This is a genomic window from Streptomyces sp. GB4-14, from assembly GCF_022696125.1.
Classification (GTDB): Bacteria; Actinomycetota; Actinomycetes; order Streptomycetales; family Streptomycetaceae; genus Streptomyces; species Streptomyces werraensis.
Window position 1 is genome coordinate 5,844,534 of sequence record NZ_RZHO01000002.1, and the last position, 21,430, is coordinate 5,865,963.

General features: G+C 75.0%; 20 protein-coding genes. 11 read left to right on the forward strand and 9 right to left on the reverse strand.

The annotated features are described in order from the left end of the window. The first annotated feature begins 170 nt into the window (after positions 1-170). The 5 genes from ELQ39_RS28155 (at position 171) to ELQ39_RS28175 (ending at position 6,348) form a co-directional block, all read left to right on the forward strand. Positions 171-893 carry a hypothetical protein gene (locus ELQ39_RS28155; protein ID WP_242594677.1) on the forward strand — a complete coding sequence of 241 codons (723 nt, stop codon included), beginning with the start codon at positions 171-173 and terminating at the stop codon, positions 891-893. Continuing rightward, on the forward strand, positions 890-1,429 hold the full coding sequence (locus ELQ39_RS28160) for a SixA phosphatase family protein (protein ID WP_242594678.1): 540 nt from the start codon (positions 890-892) through the stop codon (positions 1,427-1,429). Before ELQ39_RS28155 ends, ELQ39_RS28160 begins: the two co-directional genes overlap by 4 nt. 23 nt (positions 1,430-1,452) lie before the next feature. Continuing rightward, on the forward strand, positions 1,453-2,079 hold the full coding sequence (locus tag ELQ39_RS28165; RefSeq protein WP_225644875.1) for a YigZ family protein: 627 nt from the start codon (positions 1,453-1,455) through the stop codon (positions 2,077-2,079). A 118-nt stretch (positions 2,080-2,197) separates the two neighbouring features. Further along, on the forward strand, positions 2,198-3,361 hold the full coding sequence (locus tag ELQ39_RS28170) for an exonuclease SbcCD subunit D (protein ID WP_242594679.1): 1,164 nt from the start codon (positions 2,198-2,200) through the stop codon (positions 3,359-3,361). Next, positions 3,358-6,348, forward strand: a complete 2,991-nt coding sequence (locus tag ELQ39_RS28175) for an AAA family ATPase (RefSeq protein WP_242594680.1) — start codon at positions 3,358-3,360, stop codon at positions 6,346-6,348. Before ELQ39_RS28170 ends, ELQ39_RS28175 begins: the two co-directional genes overlap by 4 nt. A 13-nt stretch (positions 6,349-6,361) precedes the next feature. Here ELQ39_RS28175 and ELQ39_RS28180 read toward each other — a convergent pair whose 3' ends face one another. After that, on the reverse strand, positions 6,362-6,808 hold the full coding sequence (locus tag ELQ39_RS28180) for a winged helix-turn-helix transcriptional regulator (protein WP_190003620.1): 447 nt from the start codon (positions 6,806-6,808) through the stop codon (positions 6,362-6,364). 94 nt (positions 6,809-6,902) lie between these two features. On the opposite strand from ELQ39_RS28180, the gene ELQ39_RS28185 reads away from it, so the two are divergent. The 3 genes from ELQ39_RS28185 to ELQ39_RS28195 are packed head-to-tail and all read left to right on the forward strand — an operon-like array spanning position 6,903 to position 8,841. Continuing rightward, positions 6,903-7,379 (forward strand): rhodanese-like domain-containing protein, encoded by a 477-nt coding sequence (locus tag ELQ39_RS28185; RefSeq protein WP_242594681.1) that lies wholly within the window; start codon positions 6,903-6,905, stop codon positions 7,377-7,379. A 45-nt stretch (positions 7,380-7,424) separates the two neighbouring features. After that, a complete protein-coding gene (locus ELQ39_RS28190) occupies positions 7,425-7,937 on the forward strand; it encodes an immunity 21 family protein (RefSeq protein WP_242594682.1) in 513 nt (170 codons plus the stop codon). A 58-nt stretch (positions 7,938-7,995) separates the two neighbouring features. Continuing rightward, the gene (locus ELQ39_RS28195) at positions 7,996-8,841 is read left to right on the forward strand and encodes an SDR family oxidoreductase (protein WP_225626244.1); all 846 of its coding nucleotides are present in this window, start codon (positions 7,996-7,998) and stop codon (positions 8,839-8,841) included. Positions 8,842-8,857: 16 nt separating this feature from the next. Here the strand turns inward: ELQ39_RS28195 and ELQ39_RS28200 are convergent, their stop codons facing one another. Both ELQ39_RS28200 and ELQ39_RS28205 read right to left on the reverse strand, forming a co-directional pair. Continuing rightward, entirely contained in the window at positions 8,858-10,546 is a 1,689-nt protein-coding gene (locus ELQ39_RS28200) for a DUF885 domain-containing protein (RefSeq protein ID WP_242594684.1), read from the reverse strand. Between the two features lie 32 nt (positions 10,547-10,578). Then, on the reverse strand, positions 10,579-11,070 hold the full coding sequence (locus ELQ39_RS28205; RefSeq protein WP_006135263.1) for an Lrp/AsnC family transcriptional regulator: 492 nt from the start codon (positions 11,068-11,070) through the stop codon (positions 10,579-10,581). 60 nt (positions 11,071-11,130) lie between these two features. On the opposite strand from ELQ39_RS28205, the gene ELQ39_RS28210 reads away from it, so the two are divergent. Next, entirely contained in the window at positions 11,131-12,318 is a 1,188-nt protein-coding gene (locus ELQ39_RS28210; RefSeq protein ID WP_242594686.1) for a trans-sulfuration enzyme family protein, read from the forward strand. A 78-nt stretch (positions 12,319-12,396) separates the two neighbouring features. Here the strand turns inward: ELQ39_RS28210 and ELQ39_RS28215 are convergent, their stop codons facing one another. The 3 genes from ELQ39_RS28215 to ELQ39_RS28225 form a co-directional block, all read right to left on the reverse strand. Beyond that, on the reverse strand, positions 12,397-13,668 hold the full coding sequence (locus tag ELQ39_RS28215) for a GNAT family N-acetyltransferase (RefSeq protein WP_443334352.1): 1,272 nt from the start codon (positions 13,666-13,668) through the stop codon (positions 12,397-12,399). An 85-nt stretch (positions 13,669-13,753) separates the two neighbouring features. After that, positions 13,754-15,319, reverse strand: coding sequence for an alkaline phosphatase D family protein (locus tag ELQ39_RS28220; protein WP_242594688.1), 1,566 nt, complete (start codon positions 15,317-15,319; stop codon positions 13,754-13,756). A 135-nt stretch (positions 15,320-15,454) separates the two neighbouring features. Continuing rightward, positions 15,455-16,285 (reverse strand): alpha/beta fold hydrolase, encoded by an 831-nt coding sequence (locus ELQ39_RS28225; RefSeq protein ID WP_190003628.1) that lies wholly within the window; start codon positions 16,283-16,285, stop codon positions 15,455-15,457. A 131-nt stretch (positions 16,286-16,416) separates the two neighbouring features. Here ELQ39_RS28225 and ELQ39_RS28230 point away from each other — a divergent pair, with 131 nt between their 5' ends. Both ELQ39_RS28230 and ELQ39_RS28235 read left to right on the forward strand, forming a co-directional pair. Beyond that, positions 16,417-17,304, forward strand: a complete 888-nt coding sequence (locus ELQ39_RS28230; protein WP_190003629.1) for an RNA polymerase sigma-70 factor — start codon at positions 16,417-16,419, stop codon at positions 17,302-17,304. 179 nt (positions 17,305-17,483) lie between these two features. Beyond that, complete coding sequence (locus ELQ39_RS28235) at positions 17,484-18,245, forward strand: GntR family transcriptional regulator (RefSeq protein WP_190003630.1); 762 nt, start codon at positions 17,484-17,486, stop codon at positions 18,243-18,245. Positions 18,246-18,310: 65 nt separating this feature from the next. Here ELQ39_RS28235 and ELQ39_RS28240 read toward each other — a convergent pair whose 3' ends face one another. The 3 genes from ELQ39_RS28240 to ELQ39_RS28250 form a co-directional block, all read right to left on the reverse strand. Next, positions 18,311-19,468: an ROK family transcriptional regulator gene (locus ELQ39_RS28240; RefSeq protein WP_242594690.1), complete on the reverse strand. Its 1,158-nt coding sequence runs from the start codon at positions 19,466-19,468 to the stop codon at positions 18,311-18,313. A 107-nt stretch (positions 19,469-19,575) separates the two neighbouring features. Further along, positions 19,576-20,238: a response regulator transcription factor gene (locus tag ELQ39_RS28245; protein WP_242594692.1), complete on the reverse strand. Its 663-nt coding sequence runs from the start codon at positions 20,236-20,238 to the stop codon at positions 19,576-19,578. Between the two features lie 14 nt (positions 20,239-20,252). Beyond that, entirely contained in the window at positions 20,253-21,407 is a 1,155-nt protein-coding gene (locus tag ELQ39_RS28250) for a sensor histidine kinase (RefSeq protein WP_242594694.1), read from the reverse strand. Positions 21,408-21,430: the final 23 nt, after the last annotated feature.

A 21,430-nucleotide genomic window follows, 5' to 3' on the forward strand; every position in this document is an offset into this window, starting at 1 on the left:
AACCAGGCGCACGGCGCGGTGATTCCCGGCGCCGCGCGCCTGCCACGAGGGGCCTCACGCTCCTCCCACGAGGTGCCCCGCGCGCCTCCACGAGTGGCGCCGCGCAAGTGACGGCGCGAAAAGCGTGCGAGATACCTGCGTGCGCCCGCTCGCGCGCCTACGCTCGCCTCGTGCTGCGCATCACCGACGCCCGAACCGGCGAGCTCGTGGACGCCGCCCCCGCCCGGCGGGGCCTGACCCGTGTCGAGGCCCACCCACGGGGGCTCGACCCCACCGGCCTGCGTGTGCTGCTGGCCGCCGACCTGCTCGTGCGCGCCCTCGAACTCGGCGGCACCCCGGTGTGGGCGCTGCTCGCCGCCGAGGAGCGGCACGCGGAACTGCGCGCGGCGGCCGACGCGCTCGGGATCCGGCCCTTCGAGCACGGCGAGGGCGCCGCCGGGCTGGGCGAGGCCCAGGTGCTCCACGTCGTCGACGAGGGTGGCGGCGAGCCCGACGGCGTACGGGTCGCCGTCGCCCCCGTGACCTGGTCCGCCCCCGGCGCTCCGGACGAAGCCGACCAGGCCGCCCTGCGCCTCGCGCTGCTCACACACCCGAGGAACGTGCCCGCGGTGATCGACGCCGACGCGCTGGAGCGGGCAGGAGACACCCTCCACGGCTGGCGGAACGCGGTCGCCGACTGGGCGCGGCGGCCCTCACGCCCCGTGCCCGACGAGGTGCGCGCCGGCCTGCGCGCCGCGTGGGAGGACGACCTGGACACCGCCGCCGTGCTCGGTGCGCTCCGCGCGGTGGAGGGCGACCCCGGCTTTCCGGACGGCGCCCGCTTCGAGACGTACGCCTACGCCGACCGGCTGCTCGGCCTCGACCTCGCCCGCGACCTCGGAAACCCCGCATGATCGAGCGCGCGGCGTCCGGCCCCCTGCGCCGGCTGGTGGTGCTGCGGCACGCCAAGTCCGCCCGTCCCGAAGGCGTCGCCGACCACGAGCGTCCGCTCGCCTCGCGCGGCCGCCGGGACGCGCCCGCCGCCGGACGGGCCCTCGCCGACATGGACTGCCTGCCCGGGCTCGCCCTGTGCTCCACCGCCGTACGCGCCCGCCGCACCTGGGAGCTGGCCGCCGCCCAGTGGGGCACGCCCCCGCCGGTCCGGCTCGACGCGCGTCTCTACCACGCGGACGTCCCCGCCCTGCTGGAGGTGATCCGCGAGACGCCCGCCGAGGTCGAGACGCTGCTGCTCGTCGGCCACAACCCGGGTCTGGAGGACCTGGTGCTCGCCCTCGCCGACGACGGCCTCGACGACCTCCTGGACCGGGTGCGCGCCAAGTTCCCGACCTCCGCCGTCGCCGTGCTCGACTGGCGCGGCGCCACATGGCGCGACCTGGTTCCCGGCGGCGCCCTGCTCACCTCGGTCGCCGTCCCGCGCGGCAGGCGCTGACGCCCGCCGCATAGGCTGGCCGGATGCAGGACGAGTACCGCACCGTGGCCCGCGCGGGTGTGCACGAGACCGAGATCAACCGCTCCCGCTTCCTGTGCGCCCTCGCCCCGGCGGCCACCGAGCGGGAGGCGCAGGACTTCATCGCCGCCGTCCGCAAGGAGCACGCCGACGCCACCCACAACTGCTGGGCGTACGTCATCGGCGCGGACGCCTCCGTCCAGAAGGCCAGCGACGACGGGGAGCCCGGCGGCACCGCCGGCGTCCCCATGCTGCAGATGCTGCTGCGCCGCGACATGCGCTACGTCGTCGCCGTCGTCACCCGGTACTTCGGCGGTGTGAAACTCGGCGCGGGCGGCCTCATCCGCGCCTACGGCGGCGCGGTCGGCGAGGCCCTGGACGCGCTCGGCACCCTCACGCGGCGCCGCTTCCGGCTGGCCACCGTGACCGTCGACCACCAGCGGGCCGGCAAGGTGCAGAACGACCTGCGTTCCACCGGCCGCGAGGTGCGCGACGTGCGCTACGGCGAGGAGGTCACCATCGAGATCGGCCTCCCCGACGCCGACGTGGACGCCTTCCGCGCCTGGCTCGCCGACGCCACCTCCGGCACCGCCCGCCTCGAACTGGGCGGGGAGGCCTACGGGGACGCCTGACACCCCGACCGTTTCACCCCTCTTCGGGCGATAACGGGAGGTATGCAGCCCGGACGTGACGGGTGATACGGGAGCAACCGCCCGCGCTGTCGGAGGCGCCCGATACGCTGCCGGGACCATGAGATTCCTGCACACGTCCGACTGGCACCTCGGCCGGTCCTTCCACCGGGTCGGCATGCTCGGCGCCCAGGCCGAGTTCATCGGCCACCTCGTTGCCACCGTGCGCGAGCGCGAGGTGGACGCGGTGGTGGTGTCGGGGGACGTGTACGACCGGGCCGTGCCGCCGCTCTCCGCGGTCGAGCTGTTCGACGACGCCCTGCACCGGCTCGCCGACCTCGGCGTGCCCACGGTGATGATCTCCGGGAACCACGACTCGGCCCGCCGCCTCGGCGTCGGCGCGGGACTCATGGGCCGCGCCGGCATCCACCTGCGCACCGAACCCTCCGCGTGCGGCACCCCCGTCCTGCTGCCCGACGCGCACGGCGACGTCGCCTTCTACGGCCTGCCCTACCTGGAGCCCGCCCTCGTGCGGGACGAGTTCGGCGTGGAGCGGGCCGGGCACGAGACGGTGCTCGCCGCCGCCATGGACCGCGTGCGAGCCGATCTCGCCGCCCGCCCGGCCGGCACCCGCTCCGTCGTCCTCGCCCACGCCTTCGTCACCGGCGGCGAACCGAGCGACAGCGAACGGGACATCGCGGTCGGCGGTGTCGCCTCCGTGCCCGCCGCCCTGTTCGACGGCGTCGACTACGTGGCGCTCGGCCATCTGCACGGCTGTCAGACCCTCACCGACCGCGTCCGCTACTCCGGCTCCCCGCTGCCGTACTCCTTCTCCGAGGCCGGGCACCGCAAGTCCATGTGGCTGGTCGACCTGGCCGCCGACGGGAGCGTCACCGCCGAGCGCGTCGACTGCCCCGTGCCGCGGCCCCTCGCCCGCATCCGCGGCACCCTCGAGGAGCTGCTCGCCGACCCCGCGCTCGCGCCGCACGAGGAGGCGTGGGTCGAGGCGACCCTCACCGACCCGGTCCGTCCCGCCGACCCCATGGCCCGGCTCGCCGAGCGCTTCCCGCACACGCTCGCCCTCGTCTTCGACCCGGACCGGCCGCCGGACGACCCCGACGTGTCCTACGCCCGCCGCCTCGCCGGGCGCGACGACCAGCAGATCGCCGAGGACTTCGTCGCCCATGTGCGCGGCACCGGACCCGACGCGCACGAGCGCACCGTGCTGCGGGACGCCTTCGACGCCGTCCGTACCGACGAGGCCGTGCGGGAGGTGGCCCGATGAGACTGCACCGCCTGGACATCACCGCCTTCGGGCCGTTCGGCACCACCCAGAGCGTCGACTTCGACGCCCTGTCCGCCGCCGGACTGTTCCTGCTGCACGGACCCACCGGCGCCGGCAAGACCTCCGTCCTGGACGCCGTCTGCTACGCCCTCTACGGCTCCGTCCCCGGCGCCCGCCAGGGCGGACAGGGCACCACCCTGCGCAGCGACCACGCCGCGCCCGCCACCCGCACCTCCGTCACCCTCGAACTCACCGTCGCCGGACGCCGCCTGGAGATCACCCGGCAGCCACCGTGGGAGCGCCCGAAGAAGCGCGGCGTGGGCACCACCACCGACAAGGCGCAGACCTGGCTGCGGGAGCGCGACGCCGCCACCGGCGCGTGGAGGGACCTCAGCCGCTCGCACCAGGAGATCGGCGAGGAGATCACCCAGCTGCTCGGCATGAGCCGCGAGCAGTTCTGCCAGGTCGTGCTGCTCCCGCAGGGCGACTTCGCGCGCTTCCTGCGCGCCGACGCCGAGGCCCGCGGCAAGCTGCTGGGCCGCCTCTTCGACACCCGTCGCTTCGCCGAGGTGGAGAAGCGCCTCGCCGACTGCCGCCGCGCCGCCGAGGCCCGCGTGCGCGACGGCGACGCCGAGCTGCTCGCCGACGCGCACCGCATGCAGCAGGCGGCGGGCGGCGCCATGGAGCTGCCCGAGCTGTCGCCGGGGGAGCCCGGCCTGGCGGACGCCGTGCTGACCGCGGCCGCAGTCGCCCGCAGCACCGCACGCGAACAGCTCACCGCCGCACACTGCCGCCTCGCCACCGCCGAGACCGTCCGCGCCGAGGCGGGCCGCGCCCTGGACGAGGCGCGTGAACGGCACCGGCTGCAACGCCGGTTCGCCGAGGCCCGGGAGCGGGCGGAGCGGCTGCGGGAGCGGTCCGGCGCCCACGACGAGGACCAGGCCCGCATGGACCGGGCCCGCAAGGCCGAGACGGTCGCCCCCGCCCTGGAGCTGCGGGACTCCGCCGACACCGAGCACCGCCGCGCGGCCGCCGCGGAGCAGCGCGCCCGCGCCCTCCTCCCCGCGTCCCTCGCGGACGCCGGACCGGACGGGCTGGCCGCGGCGGCCCGCCGCGCCGCCGAGGAACTGGGCGGCCTCGAGTCGGCCCGCCGGGCGGAGCGCCGCCTCACCGAACTCCTCGACGAACGGGCCGGCCTGGACCGCCAGGAGCGGGCCGACGAGGAGGTCCGCGAGGACGCCGAGGCCTGGCTCGCCGACTGGGAGACCACCCGCACCGCCCTCCAGGACCGCATCGCGACCGCCCAGCATGCCGCGACCCGCGCCGGGGAGCTCGCGGCACGGCGCGACACCGCCCGTCACCGGCTGGAGGCCGCCCGCACCCGCGACCGGCTCACCCGGGACGCCGAGGCCGCCGCCGAGCAGGCCGACACCGCCCGCGAACAGGCCCTCGCCGCACGGCAGCACTGGCTCGACCTCAAGGAGCAGCGGCTGGGCGGCATCGCCGCCGAGCTCGCCGCCGGCCTCACGGACGGCGCCCCCTGCGCGGTCTGCGGTGCCACCGAGCACCCCGCCCCGGCCCGCAAGGTCGCCGGACACGTCGACCGCGAGACCGAGGAACGCGCCCTCGCCGGTTACCAGCGCGCCGAGGACCGGCGCGCCGAGGCGGACCGGCGGCTCGCCGCCGTACGGGAGGAGCTGGCCGCCGCCGGCGCGGGCGCCGGGGACACCCCGGCGGAGCAGCTCGCCCGTGAACTCGACGAGGCGGAGCGGGAGCACGCCCGCGCACGGGAGGCCGCCTCCGCGCTGCACGCCGCCCAGGAGGAGCTGCGCGCCGCCGAACGCGAACACGAACTGCGCACCGCCGCCCAGCGCGACGCGGCCGTCCGCGCCGCCGCCCGCGTCGGCCACCGGGAGCGCCTCGAACTCGAACGGGCTTCCCTGGAGCAGGAGTTGGCGCAGGCGCGGGGAGACGCCCCCAGTGTCGCCGCGCGCGCCGGGCAGCTCGAACGCGAGGCGGCGCTGCTCACCGACGCCGCCGACGCCGCCCGCACCGCGGAGGAGACCGCCCGGCGGCTCAAGGACGCCGACGCCCGCCTGGCCGACGCCGCCTTCCGCGCCGGCTTCGACACCCCGCGGGCCGCGGCCGACGCCCTCCTCGACGACGACGCCCACCGGCAGTTGCAGCGCCGGCTGGACGCCTGGTACGACGAGGAGGCGGCCGTACGCGCCGTCCTCGCCGAGCCCGAGACCGTGGCCGCCGCCCAGCAGCCCGCCGTCGACCTCGCCGCCGCCCAGCGCGCCGCGGAGGAGGCGGACCGCGCCGTCCGCGAGGCCGCCTCCGCGCGCGACGCCGCCGCCCGCCGCTGCGCCGAGCTCGACCGGCTCTCCGCCCGGGCCGCCGCCTCCGTGCGCCGGCTGGGACCGCTGCGCGAGGAGTACGACCGGGTGGCCCGCATGGCCGCCCTCACCGCCGGCACCTCGGCGGAGAACGAACGCCGGATGCGCCTGGAGTCGTACGTGCTCGCCGCGCGCCTGGAGCAGGTCGCCGCCGCCGCGACCGTCCGGCTGCGCCGCATGTCGTCCGGCCGCTACACCCTCGTCCACTCCGACGACCGCACCGGCCGCGGCCGCAGCGGCCTCGGGCTGCACGTCGTGGACGCCTGGACCGGCCGGGAGCGCGACACCGCCACCCTCTCCGGCGGCGAGACCTTCTTCGCGTCCCTCGCTCTCGCGCTCGGCCTCGCCGACGTGGTGACCGACGAGGCGGGCGGGGTGCGGCTGGACACGCTCTTCATCGACGAGGGCTTCGGCAGCCTCGACGACCAGACCCTCGACGAGGTGCTCGACGTCCTCGACTCGCTGCGCGAACGCGACCGCAGCGTCGGCATCGTCAGCCATGTCCCCGACCTGCGCCGCCGCATACACGCCCAGCTGGAGGTCGTCAAGGACCGCTCGGGGTCCCGGCTGCGGCACCGCGGGACGTGACGGGGCTGCCCGGTCACCTCCCCACGGGACGGCGCGGCAGCGGCGAGGAGTACACCACGCTGGTGGTCACCGAACCGAGCGCGCCGACCCGTCCCGACACCTCCTCCAGGTGCCGCATCGACCGCGCGGCGACCTTCAGGACGAAGCAGTCGTCACCCGTCACGTGGTGCGCCTCGAGGATCTCCGGTGTGGCGGCGACGAGGTCGTGGAACGGCTTGTAGTTGCCGGTCGGGTAGCGCAGCCGGACGAACGCCAGGACCGGCAGCCCGATCCGCTCCGGGTCCACCACCGCCGCGTAGCCCCGGATGATCCCGGCCTCCTCCAGCCGCCGCACCCGTTCGGTGACCGCGCTCGCGGACATCGACACGGCGCGGGCGAGTTCGGCGTAGCTGGCGCGTCCGTCCCGCTGGAGGACGTCGAGGATGCGCCAGTCGGTGGCGTCCGGGGAATACTCGGTCATCGCCGAGAAATAGCAGGGGAATCCCCGGCGGAGCAAGACCCGCACCGGGATTCGTCCCTTCAGGACCGCTGTTCCCGCCCGTAGTTTTCCTGTCATGACGACGACCACCGTGAACTCCGTCCTGCGGGTCGCCCCCGCCTCCCCGGCCGAGGCCGCGCAGCACTTCCGTGCGAGCCTCGCCCTGTACACCGACGTCTCCGACGTGGCCGCCGCGCTCGCGTCGGGGGGCGACCCCGGCTTCGTCCTGCTGGACTCCCGCTCCGCCGACGCCTGGGACCAGGGCCATGTGCCCGGCGCCCTGCACCTGCCCACCGCGCGGATCGCCGAGCGGGCCGCGGACCTCCTCGACCCGGCGGTGCCGGTGGTGACGTACTGCTGGGGGCCCGGCTGCGACGGGGCCGCGCGCGCCGCGCTGGCCCTCGCCGAACTCGGCTACCGCGTCAAGGAGATGCTCGGCGGTTTCGAGTACTGGGTGCGCGAGGGCTACGCCTACGAGACCTCGCGGGGCGGTGAGCGGCGGGCCGCCGACCCGCTGACCACCGTCGTGGACGCCGACGCCTGCGGATGCTGAACCCGCCCGTCCGGCACGGGAGTCGAGCCGATAGGTTTCTCCGCCATGGAGCGATGCGCGGAGCCGGGGACGGTCGAGTGGGTGGAGTCGGGCGGCGGGCCGCTCGTCGCGGTGCCGGAGACGGTGCTGCCGTTCTGGACGGGGGCCGACGGCGAGGAGTTCGCCTCGGACTACGACCGGGCGTGCGAGGTCGACGGGCTCGTCGGGCTGCTCCCGGTCGGTGACGCCGCGGCCCTCGTCCTGGGCGACGAACCGGCCGCGACCGCCTACCTCCCCGAGCACTCCGTCCTCGTCCGCTGGGTCGCCGGACACGCGGAGGGCGACCTGCTGGCGAGCGTCCCCGCCGCGCTCGCCGGCGCGCAGTGGCAGCAGGATACGCACTGGCAGGTGCCCGGCCCGGTCGTCCTGTTCGACGCGGCCTGGCCCGGCGCCCAGGCCGAGGGCACCGGCCACGCCCGCCTCGCCCTCGGCCCCGGCCGCTACGCCGTGCGCGCCGCGCGGGTCAGCCCCGGCCCGGAGACCTGGCTGGTCCTGGTGCAGCTCCGGCCCCTGGCCTGACCGGAGGGCGCCGCTTAATCGCGTGCCCGGGCCGGACGCGCGCCCCATCATGGGGATCATGCCGAAGCTTCCCCCGCCCCCGCCCGAGGAACTCCGCCGCGATCCCTTGCCGCTGCGCGGCCGCACCGCCCTGGTCACCGGGGCTAGCCGGCGCGGCGGCATCGGCCACGCCGTGGCCCGCAGGCTCGCCGCGTACGGCGCGAGCGTCTATCTGCACCACCATGTGCCGCACGACGACGCCATGCCCTGGGGCGCCGACCGGATCGAGGACGTCGTCGCCTCCGTACGCGAGGCGCTCGGCGACCCCGGCGCGCGCGTGCTCGCCGGCCCCGGCGACCTCGGCGACCCGGCCGAACCCGCCGCCCTGCACGCCCGCGCCGTCGAGGCGCTCGGCGGACGCCTGGACATCCTTGTCGCCAACCACGCCCTGAGCGGCTCCGACGGCGACCTCGACACCGTCGACGCGGCCATGCTCGACGCGCACTGGGCCGTCGACGCCCGGTCCGTGCTGCTGCTCGTCCAGGCCCACGCCCGGCACCGCGCCGCCCTCCCGCCGGGCACCCCGGGCGGACGCGTGCTGATGATGACGTCCGGGCAGGACATCGCCGGCGGCATGCCCGGCGAGATCGCCTACGCCCTCCAGAAGGGCGCCCTGGCCTCGATCACCCGCTCCCTGGCGACCGCGCTGGCCGATCACGCGGTCACCGTGAACACCGTCAACCCAGGCCCCGTCGACACCGACTACCTGACCGGCGAGGTCTACGACGCGATCGCCGCCCGCTTCCCCGCCGGGCGCTGGGGCATGCCCGACGACCCGGCCCGCCTCCTCGCGTGGCTGGCCACCGACGAGGCGGGCTGGATCACCGGTCAGGTCATCGACTCCGAGGGCGGCTTCCGGCGCTGAACCGGCCGAAACCGCGCTACAGCGCCGCCAGTTCGTCCACCAGGTCGTCCAGTCCCAGGGACCCCTGGGACAGCGCGGCCATGTGCCACGCCTTGAGGTCGAAGGCGTCGCCGTGCCGCTCGCGGGCCTTCTCCCGGCCCAGCAGCCAGGCCCGCTCGCCCAGCTTGTAGCCGATGGCCTGGCCCGGGATCGTCAGATAGCGGGTCAGCTCGCTCTCCACGAAGTCCGCCGGGCGGCTGCTGTGCGCGCCGAAGAACTCCTGCGCCAGCTCCGGCGTCCACCGCTCACCCGGGTGGAACGGCGAGTCCGCGGGGATCTCGAGCTCCAGGTGCATGCCGATGTCGACGATCACCCGGGTCGCCCGCATCATCTGCGCGTCCAGGTACCCGAGCCGCTGTTCCGCGTCCGTGAGGAAGCCCAGCTCGTCCATCAGCCGCTCCGCGTACAGCGCCCAGCCCTCGCAGTTGGCGCTGACCATGCCGACGGTGGCCTGGTAGCGGGAGAGGCTCTCCGCCACGTGCACCCACTGCGCCAGCTGGAGATGGTGGCCGGGGACGCCCTCGTGGTACCAGGTGGACACCAGGTCGTACACCGGGAAGCGGGTCATGCCCATCGTGGGCAGCCAGGTGCAGCCCGGCCGGGAGAAGTCCTCCGACGGCGGCGTGTAGTACGGCGCCGCCGCGCTGCCCGCCGGGGCGATCCGCGACTCCACCTTGCGCACCCGCTCGGCCAGGTCGAAGTGGGTGCCGTCCAGGGCGTCGATCGCCTGGTCCATCAGCCCCTGCAGCCAGTCCCGGACCTCGTCCACGCCCTCGATGTGCCGGCCGTGCTCGTCGAGATGGGCCAGTGCCACCCACGGGGTCCCGGCCCCCGGGAGGACCTTCTCGGCCTCCTTCTTCATCTCGCCCAGCAGCCGGAAGTACTCGGACCAGCCGTACGCGTACGCCTCGTCCAGGTCCAGGTCGGTGCCGTTGTAGTAGCGCGACCAGCGGGCGTAGCGCTCGCGGCCCACCGTGTTCGGCGCGCCCTCGACCGCAGGGGCGTACACGTCCCGCACCCAGTCCCTCAGCTCCGCCACGGCCGCGGTCGCCGCGCGGGCGGCCTCGTCCAGCTCCGCGCGCAGCGCGTGCGGACCGGCGGCGGCGAAGTCCTCGAACCAGCCGCGGCCCTCGCCGGTGTCCGCCCACTCGCCGAGCTGCCCGACGAACGTCTCCGTGGGCCGCGACGCCGCGTACAGCTTGCGCTCCAGGCCCAGCGCAAGCGACTCCCGGTAGCCGGCCAGGGCGGCCGGGACCGCGCGCAGCCGCTCCGCGATCGCCCGCCAGTCCTCCTCGGTCTCCGCCGGTGTCACCGTGAACACCTCGCGCACCGCGTGCGCCACCGTGCCCAGGTTGCCCACCGCGCGCAGGTGCTCGTCGGCCTCGTGCACGGCCAGTTCGGCCGTGAGCCGCTCCCGCAGCAGCCGGGCGCAGCGGCGCTCGGCGTCGCTGTCCGCACCGGGCAGCCGCTCGGCCTGGTCGAGCCGCGCGAGGGTCGCCCGGAGCAGGCCGGCGACCGCCTCCTGACCGGCGGGCGAGAGATCGGGCAGCCGGGAGGAACTCTCCTTGACGCCGAGGTACGTCCCGGTGATCGGATCGAGGGCGATGAGCTCGTCGACGTAGGCGTCGGCGACCTGACGGGGAAGCGCGCTGTTGGTTGGTGACATGCGGACCATCCTGGTACGGCGTCCGCCGCACGTCACGCGGATTGAGCCGAGGGCGAAGGCGGCATGACCGGACCGCAGTCCCACTGCTGGAAGATCAGCCGCGTCTCCACCCGCGCCACCTCCCGACGGGCGGTGAACTCGTCCAGCACCAGCCGCTGCAGATCCGCCATGTCGGCGACCGCGACATGCACCAGATAGTCGTCCGGGCCGGTCAGATGGAACACCGTCAGCGACTCCGGCAGCGCCCTGATCCGCTCCACGAACGGCCCCACCAGCTCCCGCCGGTGCGGTCTCACCTGCACCGACAGCAACGCCTGCAGACCCCGGCCGAGCTTGGCGGGGTCCAGCTGGAGGCGGTGCCCGAGGATCACGCCCGAGCGGCGCAGGCGGGTCACCCGGTCCAGGCAGGTCGACGGCGCGACCCCGACCTGCGCGGCGAGGTCCCGGTAGGTGGTCCGGGCGTCGTTCTGCAACAGCCGCAGCAGATGGAGGTCCACCGGGTCCAGTACGACAGATTCGGCCATCGGCCGAACGTAGCACGGGATCCGGCCGCGCAGAACCGGGCGGTGTTCACCCTGGGCGCCATGGACAACGGCATGGACACGCGACGCACCACCAGAGCACTCGCCACCGAGGCCGTGCACGCCGGCCGGGACGATCTCGCCGGACTCGGACTGCACGCCCCGCCGATCGACCTGTCCACCACCTACCCCTCCTACGACAGCCGGGCCGAGGCCGCCCGCATCGACGCCTTCGCCACCACCGGCGCCGAGCCCGACGGCCCGCCGGTCTACGGACGGCTCGGCAACCCCACCGTCGCCCGCTTCGAGACCGCCCTCGCCCGTCTGGAGGGCACCGAGTCCGCGGTCGCCTTCGCCAGCGGCATGGCCGCGCTCAGCGCCGTCCTGCTGGTGCGCGCCTCGATGGGCCTGCGGCACGTCGTCGCCGTACGCCCGCTGTACGGGTGCAGCGACCATCTGCTGACCGCCGGGCTGCTCGGCTCCGAGGTCACCTGGACCGACCCGGCCGGCGTCGCGGACGCGCTCCGCCCGGACACGGGCCTGGTGCTGGTGGAGTCGCCCGCCAACCCGACGCTCGCCGAGATCGACCTGCGGGCCGTCGCCCACGCCTGCGGCTCCGTGCCGCTGCTCGTCGACAACACCTTCGCCACGCCGGTGCTCCAGCGTCCCGCCGAGCAGGGGGCGCGGCTGGTGCTGCACAGCGCCACCAAGTACCTCGGCGGGCACGGCGACGTGCTGGCCGGAGTGGTCGCCTGCGACGAGGAGTTCGCCGGACGGCTGCGGCAGGTGCGGTTCGCCACCGGCGGGGTGCTGCACCCGCTGGCCGGCTATCTGCTGCTGCGCGGTCTGTCGACGCTGCCGGTCCGGGTACGGGCCGCCTCCTCGAACGCCGCCGAACTCGCGGCCCGCCTCGCCGCGGACCCGCGCGTGGCCCGGGTGCACTACCCGCGCATCGGCGGCGCGATGGTCGCCTTCGAGGTGCACGGCGACCCGCACGAGGTGATCGCGGGCGTCCGGCTGATCACCCCGGCGGTGAGCCTCGGCAGCGTGGACTCCCTCATCCAGCACCCGGCGTCCATCAGTCACCGCATCGTCGACGCCGACGACCGCAGGGACGCGGGCGTCTCGGACCGCCTGCTGCGCCTCTCGGTCGGCCTGGAGGACGTGGAGGACCTCTGGTCCGACCTCGACCAGGCCCTGGGAAGGCCGTCCGCGCGCCCGGCCCGGTCGGAGGCCATGGCTCAGGGCTGACGGACGGTCCATGAACGGGGGACGGCCCGGCACGCCACGGTGTGCCGGGCCGAATACCGTCGGCGGGTCAGGGGCGGGTCAGGGGCGGGCGGCCCTCTCGCCGGCCTCCGGGGTGCGGGCCGACGGGGCGGGGGTCAGCCGGGCGGTGATGACGAGGGTGCCCTCCTCGATCTGGTAGTCCAGGGGGAGGCCAAGGCCGCGCATCGCGGCGACCATGCCCGTGTTGGACGTCTGCGTCACGGCGTAGACATGGGCGCAGCCCGCCTCGACCGCCATGCCCACCAGCCGGGACAGCAGTTCCGCGCCGATGCCCCGTCGCTGCCAGGCGTCCTCGACGATCAGCGCGACCTCGGTCTCGTCGCCGTCCCACAGCAGGTGGCCGAGGGCGACGACGTCTCCCGAGGGGGTCTGCGCGGCGAGCGTGCGGCCGAAGCGCGGGCTGAGCAGGTGGTTCAGGTAGCGGCTCGCGTCGCCTACCGGCCCGTGGTACCGACGGCGCAGCGTCTCGGCGGAGCACCGCTCGTGCATCGCCCGCGCGGCGTCCAGGTCGGCGGTGTCCGCGCGGCGCAGGGAGACGTGACCGCCCTCGGACAGCGTCAGCACGTCACGGCCGCGCGGCATCCGCGGACCGAGCCGGGCGTCCAGCTCCACCAGCGCCCGGGCACGGGCGAACTCCGTGGGGGTGAAGGGCAGATACGGCCGCTCGACCGTGAGGACGCCGCCCTCCGGGTCGCGCAGCCGGATCACGGTGTTCTCGAGGACGCCCTCGGGGGGCACGGCCGCCGCCCCGCCGCCGAACGCCGTGGCGGGCTGGGAGCGGATCGTGCAGCGGCCCAGCAACTGGCGCAGTACCAAGGGTAGTTCGGCCGCGTCGGTCGCGGTGCGGGCGGCCAGCCCCAGCATCCGGGTCGGGCCGTCCACCAGGTCGTGGGCGTCGGCCCGCTCGGCCCAGGTGTCCGTGCCGCCGCCCGCCGCGACCGCCGCGGCGAGATCCGTACCGGCCGGGACGCGCAACAGGAACTCGTCGACGGTGTGCGCGCCCAGCGGGTGCGTCTGCAGGCTCAGGATGTCGACCCGCCGCTCGGCCAGCGCCGTGCACAGGGCGGCCAGCGCGCCCGGCTCGTCCCGCACCGTCGTCCGCATCCGCCACAGCACGCTCTCGACCGCCGCCGGCTCGGGTGACGGGGGAGCGCCGCCGGTATCGTGCGCCGGCGGCGCGTGGCCGTGGCGCCGTGTCCGCCATGCGTGCAGCGCCTCCCCGCAGCGTGCGGCACGGGCTAGCGGGTTCCAGCGGCGGGACGTGCGCCCTCCGTCACGGTCGTTCGTCACGTCACACATGTCTCGACTCATACAGCCACTGTGAAGGAACCGTGTTTCGTGATCACAAACGCACTGTGACTGACGAGTAAAGCCCGCTTCTGTCCGAAATACTGCGTTACTGGCCGACGAGGCCCGGCTGCAGCGTCTTCCTGAACAGCACCGTGCCGTCCATCTCCCGCAGCCGCACGGAGAGTTCACCGCTGCCGCCGTCGATGTCCACCTCGCCGAAGAACTGGTACCCGCCGGCGGGGGAGACGTTGGCGGTGTCGGGCGCCTTCACGAACACCCGCTCGGGACCGAACGTCCCGTCCAGCGCCGTGGCCGGGAACGCGCCCGCGTTGAGCGGCCCGGAGACGAATTCCCAGAACGGCTCGAAATCGCCGAACGCGGCCCGCTCGGGCCGGTAGTGCTGCGCGGAGGTGTGGTGCACGTCGGCCGTCAGCCACACCGTCCCGGTGATCCTCCGGTGCTTGACGAACCGCAGCAGCTCCGCGATCTGCAGCTCCCGCCCCAGCGGCGCCCCCGGGTCGCCCTGCGCCACCGCCTCGACGTGCGGGCGCCCCTCGGTGGTGTCGGGCACGACCAGGCCGACCGGCATGTCGGCGGCGATCACCTTCCACACCGCCCGCGACCGCGCCAGTTCCCGCTTCAGCCAGTCCAGTTGCTCCCGGCCGAGGATGCCCTGCGGGTCGACGGTCTGGTCGCCGGGCGAGTTGGCGTTCCGGTACGTCCGCATGTCCAGCACGAACACGTCCAGCAGCGGGCCCTGCCGCAGCACGCGGTGGACGCGCCCCTCCCGGGCGCCGGGCCGCAGCGTCGGCACGGGGAAGTACTCGCCGAACGCCCGCCGGGCGCGGGCCGCGAGCACGTCGACGCTCTTCTCCGTGTACCGGGTGTCGGTGTCCGCGATCCGCTGTCCCGGGTACCAGTTGTTGCGCACCTCGTGGTCGTCCCACTGGACGATCGACGGCACACGGGCGTTGAACCGGCGCAGGTTCTCGTCCAGCAGGTTGTATCGGAAGTTGCCGCGGAACTCCGCGAGGGTCTCAGCGACCTTGGACTTCTCCTCGGTGGTGACATTCCGCCAGAGGCTGCCGTCCGGCAGTTCGGCGGTCGCCGCGACGGGCCCGTCGGCGTAGACGGTGTCCCCGCTGAACAGGAAGAAGTCCGGGTCCAGCCGGGCCATCGCGTCGAAGATCCGGTAGCCGCCGAACGCCGGGTTGATGCCCCAGCCCTGCCCGGCCAGGTCGCCCGACCACACGAACCGCACCCCGTCCCGCCGCCGGTCCGGCACCGTGCGGAAGGTTCCCGCGACCGGCGCGCTCGTACGGCGCGGATCGTCGGGGTCGGCGAGCAGCACCCGGTAGTGGACCTGCTCGCCCGGCGGCAGCCCGCGCAGCCGGGCGGTTCCGGTGAAGTCGGTACCGGGACCGATCAACGGCCCCCGCACCCGGCGGACGGTGCGGAACGACTCCGTCGCCGAGGTCTCGACGATCATCCGCGCCGGCCGGTCCGACCGGACCCACACCAGCGCGGAGTCACGGGTGACGTCACCGGCCTGGACGCCCCACTCGGCGCTGGGCCGCCCCGACCGGGTGAACGCGGGCAGGGCCAGCCCCGCCGAGACGGCAAGGGACCCCTTCAGCAGGGAGCGACGGCCGGGCAGCAGACGGTGTGCCATGAGTACGCCTTACGTAGGTCGGCAGGTGGGCACCCCACACCTACGCCGACCATGGAAACGCCGGATGAACAACACGCCCCAGGGGCGCGGGGAACTGTGCGACAAGCCCTCACCGGTCCACCGTGAACCGGGGACCTAGCGACTCCCGTCCAGCAGGACCCGGGCCACCAACGCCGGATCGTCATTCATCGGCACGTGCCCGCATCCCGGCAGCCGGACCAGCCGCGCCCGCGGAATGATCTGCTTCGCCCGTACTCCCTGCCGGGGGATCAGCAGCCGGTCCCGCGCCCCCCACGCGACCGTCACCGGAACGCCCCGCACGTCCTCCGTGAACTGCACGGACCCGCCCGCCCGCAGCGTCCGCGCGAACCCGGTCGCCTCGGCCAGCGCCCGCGTCTCGGCGACCACCGCCTCCGGCGCCCGTCGCCCGGGCCGGGCGTAGATCGTGCTGGTCAGCACGGTCCGCCCGACCGCCGACCGGGCCAGCCCTTCGACCACCCGCACCGGCATCCGCTCCGCGATCCCCCGCATGGCGGACAGCACGGTGAACGCGTACCGCCGCTCGGCCTGCGTCCAGAACCCGGCCGGGGACAGCGCCGTCACCGACCGCACCAGCCGGGCCCGCCCCATCTCCAGGGCGAGCAGCCCGCCCAGGGAGTTGCCGGCGACGTGCGGCCGGTCCAGCTCCAGCGCCTCGCACAGGCCGCGCAGCGCGGCGGTGACGGTGGGCAGATCGTGGTCGAGGCCGTCGGGCAGGGCGGGCGAGGCGCCGAAGCCGGGCAGGTCCACGGCGATCACCTCGCGCTCGGTGGCCAGGATGTCCACGACCGGGTCCCAGGCCTGCCGGTGGTGCCCGATGCCGTGCAGCAGAAGCAGCGGTTCGCCGCGTCCTACGCGCGCGTAGGACAGGGTCACGGACTGCGGGCCTCGGGGAGAGGGGAGCTGGTAGGTGACGGTCGCGGACATGAGGAGCTCCTCGTTCGGACTCGTGGAAAGGAACGTCGCGCAGGACGGCGTAGACAGCTTGTCAGCAATTGCTACCGACGGGTAGCCCGTCCTGCCTGGACACCTCGGCACCATTCCGCTGGGATGGCCGGGTGACCGCCGACACCGCGACCGACGTCTTCGAGGAACACCGCCCCGTCCTCATGGGCATCGCCTACCGCATGCTGGGCCGTGTGGCCGACGCCGAGGACGTCGTCCAGGACGCCTGGCTGCGCTGGTCCGCCGACGACAGGACCGAGGTCCGCGAACCACGCGGCTTCCTCGTGCGGATCACCACCCGCCTCGCCGTCGACCGGCTCCGGCAGATCAAGGCGCGCGGCGAGACCTACGTGGGCCCCTGGCTCCCCGAGCCGTACGTCACCCACTTCGGTGACACCGTGACGGACACCGCCGAGCGGGCCGTGCTCGCCGACTCCGTGTCCCTCGCGGTGCTCGTCGTCATGGAGACGCTCTCCCCGCTGGAGCGCGCGGTGTTCGTACTGAGGGAGGCGTTCGGCTACCCGTACGCCGACATCGCGGCCCTGCTCGACCGCGGCGAGGCGGCCGTGCGCCAGCTCGGCGCCCGCGCCCGCCGCCATGTCGACGACAGGCGCCCCCGCTACGACGTCGACCCCGCCCGCCGCCGCGTCCTCACCGAACGCTTCCTGGACGCGGCAGCCGGGGGAGACCTGGCGGGCCTCATGGAGCTGCTCGCCCCGGACGTCCGGCTCGTCGGCGACAGCGGCGGCAAGGCGCGCGCCCCGCTGCGGGTGCTGGACGGCGCCGACCACGTGGGCCGCTTCTTCGTCGGCGTGGCCGGCAAGGGGCTGCCGGACGTGTCCGTCCGCGTGCTCGAGCTCAACGGCGGTCCCGCGGTGCTCGTCCTGTCCGGCGGGAAGCCGGACACGGTCGTGCAGATCGACGCCGACGGCGACCGGATCCGCACCGTCTACGTGGTCCGCAACCCCGACAAGCTGGCCGCCCTCACCGCGCTCCCGTAGGCGCGTTCCGCCCGTTCCCGCAGGCCCCCCCGGCGCACCGCGCGCCGGGGGCCTCCCGTGCGCTGCCGATTGGTATTGACCAAGTCCGGTGGCCGCCCTATGGTCGCAGAGAAGTGAAACAACCTTTAATAAACAAGGGCGCTAAAACGCCGCCGGACACGGCGATCGTGGAGGACAGGGTGGGGACCACGCAGCTGGAATCGGTGCCGGAACCGAAGTACTGGCATCTGAAGACCGTGCTCACCGAGGCGCTGGACTCGGAGTTCTCCGTGGGCGAGATCCTGCCCAACGAGCGTGACCTGGCCGCGCGCTTCGGCGTCGCGCGCGCCACGCTCCGGCAGGCCCTCGAACAGCTCGAGCTGGAAGGCCGGCTGCAGCGCCGCAGGGGGGTGGGCACCACCGTCGCCCCGCCGCGCATGGGCGTCTCCGTCGGCAGCGAGCAGCACGCCTGGCCCGGCGGCCCGGACGACGCGTGGCACGCCGTGGACTGCCGGCTCGAGGTGCCGCCCGCCGCGCTCGCCGAGCCCCTGGTGACCGGCGGCGACGAAGCCGTGCACATCGTGCGCCGCTCCCGCGTCTCCCGTGGCCAGCCCGTCGCGTCCGAGCTGCTGTACATCCCGGCCGCCTCGGTGCCCGACCTCTCCGGCATCGACGCCCCGTCCGGCGCGGCGCGCGCCCGCGCGGTGCTGCGTGAACTGCAGCGCCTGGAACTGGAGCGCCAGGAGAACGCGGTGGAGCTCGGCTCGGCCGGCGCGGACGAGGCGAGGGAACTGGACCGCCTGCCCGGCGCCCCCGTCCTCGTCGTCACCACCCGCTACATCGCCCGCGGACGCACCGCCGCCCTCTCGGTGGCCACCTACCGCGCGGACACCTGCCGCCTGACCTTCGGCGACTCCGGCGGGGTCGAGATACACCACGGCCCGGAGCGCCAGGCGTCCTGACAGGCGAGGTTCACTGACGCACCGTCGACGCGCCGTGGGGCCCCGCCCCACGGCGCGCGCGTACGTCAGCGCCGGGCCGTCACCGTGCCCTCCACGGCGAAAAGCTGCTCCTCGACATGGTCGAGCGCCAGCCGCACCGCGCCCGTCGCCACCGCCGCCTCTCCCAGCAGGGACAGGGTGACCTCAGGCGGGCGCAGGCAGTAGCGGGCCAGCTCGCGGCGCAGCGGCTCCAGCACCCCGTCAAGACCGGCCGCCCAGCCCCCGATCACGACCAGCTCCGGGTCGAGCGCCAGCACCAGCGCCGCCACGTCGTGGACCAGCCGCTGGATGAACCGGTCCATCGCCGCCAGCGCCCGCTGGTCGCCCTTACGCGCCTGCGCGAACACCTGGGCCACGGCTCGCTCGTCCAGCGGATGCAGCGGCTCGTCCGTGGTCGACAGCAGCGTCTCCGGCGTCGCCTCACGCCCCAGCAGATGCAGCGCCCCGATCTCGCCGGCCGCGCCGCCGTACCCCCGGTGCAGCCGCCCGCCGATCAGCGAACCCGCCCCCGGGCTCAGCCCGGCCAGCACGAACACCACGTCGTCGCGGCCCTTCGCCGAGCCCTTCCAGTGCTCCGCCACCACCGCCGCGTTGGCGTCGTTCTCCACCAGCACCGGACACGTGAAGGAACGGCTCAGCCGCTCGCCGAGGCTCAACCCCGTCCAGCCGGGCAGCGCCGTGCCCAGCCGCACCGTCCCGTCCGCGTCGACGATGCCGGGGGTGCCCACACCGACCGCCCGCAGCGAGCCGCGCGGCACTCCGGCCCGCCGCAGCAGCTCCGCGACGGCCGTCCGCAGCCGGTCGAGACGCTCGTCGGCGTCGACCGTCTCGTCCACGTCCCGCACCTGTGCGCCGATCACCCGGCCGTCGAGGTCGGCCAGCAGCGCGGCCACCCGGTGCACACCGATCTCCAGGCCCAGCAGATGACCCGCCTCCGCCCGGAAGCGGAACCGCCGCGCCGGGCGGCCCTGACGGCGTGCGGCGCCCTCGTCGGCCGCCGCCTCGACGACCAGGCCCGCCTCGATCAGACCCTCCACGACGCCCTCGACGGTCGGCCGGGACAGCCCCGTCACCCGGGTCACCTCGGTCAGCGTCGCGCAGTCCGTGGCCCGCAACGCGTGCAGCACCACCGCGGAGTTGATCCTCCGCAGCAGCGAGGGATCCCCGCCGGTCAGCCGACCCACCGTCCGTCCTCCCAGCTCGTGCGCGTGTTGGGCGGATCGTACTCGGCACGGCGCACCCCGGCGACCACCGGGCGGGCGCCCCCCGCCTCCCCTTTCACACGGCCCGCTCAGCCCGGCGCCACGAACCCCGACTCGTACGCCGTGATCACCGCCTGCGTCCGGTCCCGCGCGCCCAGCTTCGCCAGCACGGCGCTCACATGCGACTTCACCGTCTCCGTGCCGACCACGAGACGCGTGGCGATCTCCGCGTTCGACAGGCCACGCGCCATCAGCCGCAGCACCTCGCCCTCCCGTTCGGTGAGCCGGGCGCGCTCCAGCGCGGCACGGGCCGCGCGGTTCCCGCCGCCCTCGCCGTACTCCGCCGCCAGCTGCCGTACCGAGGCGGGGAACAGCAGCGACTCGCCCTCGGCGATCAGCCGCACCGCGTGCACGATCTCCGCCGGCCGGGCCCGCTTCAGCAGGAACCCGTCCGCCCCGGCACGCAGCGCCTCGTACACGTACTCGTCGTTCTCGAACGTCGTCACCACGAGGATCTTCGGCGGGTCCGGCACCGTCCGCAGCAGCGCGCGCGTCGCCTCGATGCCGTCCAGCAACGGCATCCGTACGTCCATGGCGACCACGTCCGGTCGCAGCCGCCGTACCAGCGGGATCACCGCCGCTCCGTCGGCCGCCTCCCCGGCGACCTCGATGTCCGGCTGCGCCTCCAGCACGGCCCTGAGCCCCGCGCGCACCAGGGGTTCGTCGTCGACGAGGAGCACTCTGACCGGCATGCGGCCAGCGTAGATCAGCCCAGGGGCAGTTCGACCCGCACCTGCCAGTCGCCGTTCCCGTCCGGGCCGGTGTGCGCCCGCCCGCCGAGCAGCGCCGCCCGCTCGCGTATGCCGCGCAGGCCGCTGCCACGGCCCGCGGCGGGCCGGTCGTCCGGCAGCGGATTGCGCACCTCCAGCATCAGCAGGCCGTCCCCGGTGGACACCCGGACCCGGGCGGGCACCGCGCCCGCGTGCCGCAGCACGTTGGTCAGCGCCTCCTGGAGGATGCGGTAGCCCTCGCGGGAGAGGGGGCCGGGCAGGGTCTCCAACGGCCCGGTGACCTCGGCGTCGACCGTCGCCCCCGAGGCGCGCGCGGACTCCAGCAGCCGGTCGGCGTCGGCGAGCGTCGGCCGGGCACTCGCCGGCCGCTCCGACTCGCGCAGCACGCCGAGCACCCGCTCCAGGTCCTCCAGGGCGGCCCGGCCGGTGTCCTCGATGGCCGCGAGGGCGCGCTCGGTGAACTCCGGGCTGTTCGCCGCTCGGGCGGCTCCGGCCTGCACGACCGCCACGGTCAGCGCGTGCCCGATGGAGTCGTGCAGCTCGCGCGCGATCCGGGTGCGCTCGAGCAGCTGCTCGGTGCGCTCCTCGACGGCCGCGAGACGCTCGGCGACCGACGGGCCCAGCAGCCGCCGGGCGACGGCGGTGAGGACCGCGCCGCCGCCGGCCACGAGCGCGTACAGCGCGACGAGCGGCAGCGGGACGAGCAGGCCGAACACCCAGTCCGGCGGGCCCGACACCTGCGGCAGGTCCTCGGTCTCGTGCCCCACCGTCCGCGCGGCCAGTGCGTACGCGACGATCGGCAGCCACACCGTCCCCCAGGCGACGACACCGCCGAGCAGCATGCGGAACACCAGCCACAGCACGGTCCGCCAGCGGTCCGGCCAGGCCGTGGCCGGACGCGTGGCGAAGTCCGGATCCGCCTCGTCCGGGGTGAGCAGCAGCCGGGCCTGCATCACCTCGGCCACGCGCGCCCCCGGCAACAGCCCCACCGGCACCAGCACGACCAGCGGCACCCAGGGCAGCCCAGGCGCCACCCACCACCACACGCTGACCGCTGCCACCGGCACCCACATGTGCAGCAGCCGTGTGTACGTCCTCCCGCGGACCAGCGGGCGCAGCAGCCGAACCATTCCGTCATCGTGACACCCGGAGC

Bases quoted from the DNA above. Each gene is read 5' to 3' on its own strand.
- ELQ39_RS28175 (WP_242594680.1), top strand. From the start codon at position 3,358: ATGAGACTGCACCGCCTGGACATCACCGCCTTCGGGCCGTTCGGCACC.
- ELQ39_RS28165 (WP_225644875.1), top strand. From the start codon at position 1,453: ATGCAGGACGAGTACCGCACCGTGGCCCGCGCGGGTGTGCACGAGACC.
- ELQ39_RS28215 (WP_443334352.1), bottom strand. From the start codon at position 13,668: ATGAGTCGAGACATGTGTGACGTGACGAACGACCGTGACGGAGGGCGC.
- ELQ39_RS28190 (WP_242594682.1), top strand. From the start codon at position 7,425: ATGGAGCGATGCGCGGAGCCGGGGACGGTCGAGTGGGTGGAGTCGGGC.
- ELQ39_RS28210 (WP_242594686.1), top strand. From the start codon at position 11,131: ATGGACAACGGCATGGACACGCGACGCACCACCAGAGCACTCGCCACC.
- ELQ39_RS28170 (WP_242594679.1), top strand. From the start codon at position 2,198: ATGAGATTCCTGCACACGTCCGACTGGCACCTCGGCCGGTCCTTCCAC.
- ELQ39_RS28160 (WP_242594678.1), top strand. From the start codon at position 890: ATGATCGAGCGCGCGGCGTCCGGCCCCCTGCGCCGGCTGGTGGTGCTG.
- ELQ39_RS28185 (WP_242594681.1), top strand. From the start codon at position 6,903: ATGACGACGACCACCGTGAACTCCGTCCTGCGGGTCGCCCCCGCCTCC.
- ELQ39_RS28245 (WP_242594692.1), bottom strand. From the start codon at position 20,238: ATGCCGGTCAGAGTGCTCCTCGTCGACGACGAACCCCTGGTGCGCGCG.
- ELQ39_RS28225 (WP_190003628.1), bottom strand. From the start codon at position 16,285: ATGTCCGCGACCGTCACCTACCAGCTCCCCTCTCCCCGAGGCCCGCAG.
- ELQ39_RS28250 (WP_242594694.1), bottom strand. From the start codon at position 21,407: ATGGTTCGGCTGCTGCGCCCGCTGGTCCGCGGGAGGACGTACACACGG.
- ELQ39_RS28200 (WP_242594684.1), bottom strand. From the start codon at position 10,546: ATGTCACCAACCAACAGCGCGCTTCCCCGTCAGGTCGCCGACGCCTAC.
- ELQ39_RS28195 (WP_225626244.1), top strand. From the start codon at position 7,996: ATGCCGAAGCTTCCCCCGCCCCCGCCCGAGGAACTCCGCCGCGATCCC.
- ELQ39_RS28220 (WP_242594688.1), bottom strand. From the start codon at position 15,319: ATGGCACACCGTCTGCTGCCCGGCCGTCGCTCCCTGCTGAAGGGGTCC.
- ELQ39_RS28180 (WP_190003620.1), bottom strand. From the start codon at position 6,808: ATGACCGAGTATTCCCCGGACGCCACCGACTGGCGCATCCTCGACGTC.
- ELQ39_RS28205 (WP_006135263.1), bottom strand. From the start codon at position 11,070: ATGGCCGAATCTGTCGTACTGGACCCGGTGGACCTCCATCTGCTGCGG.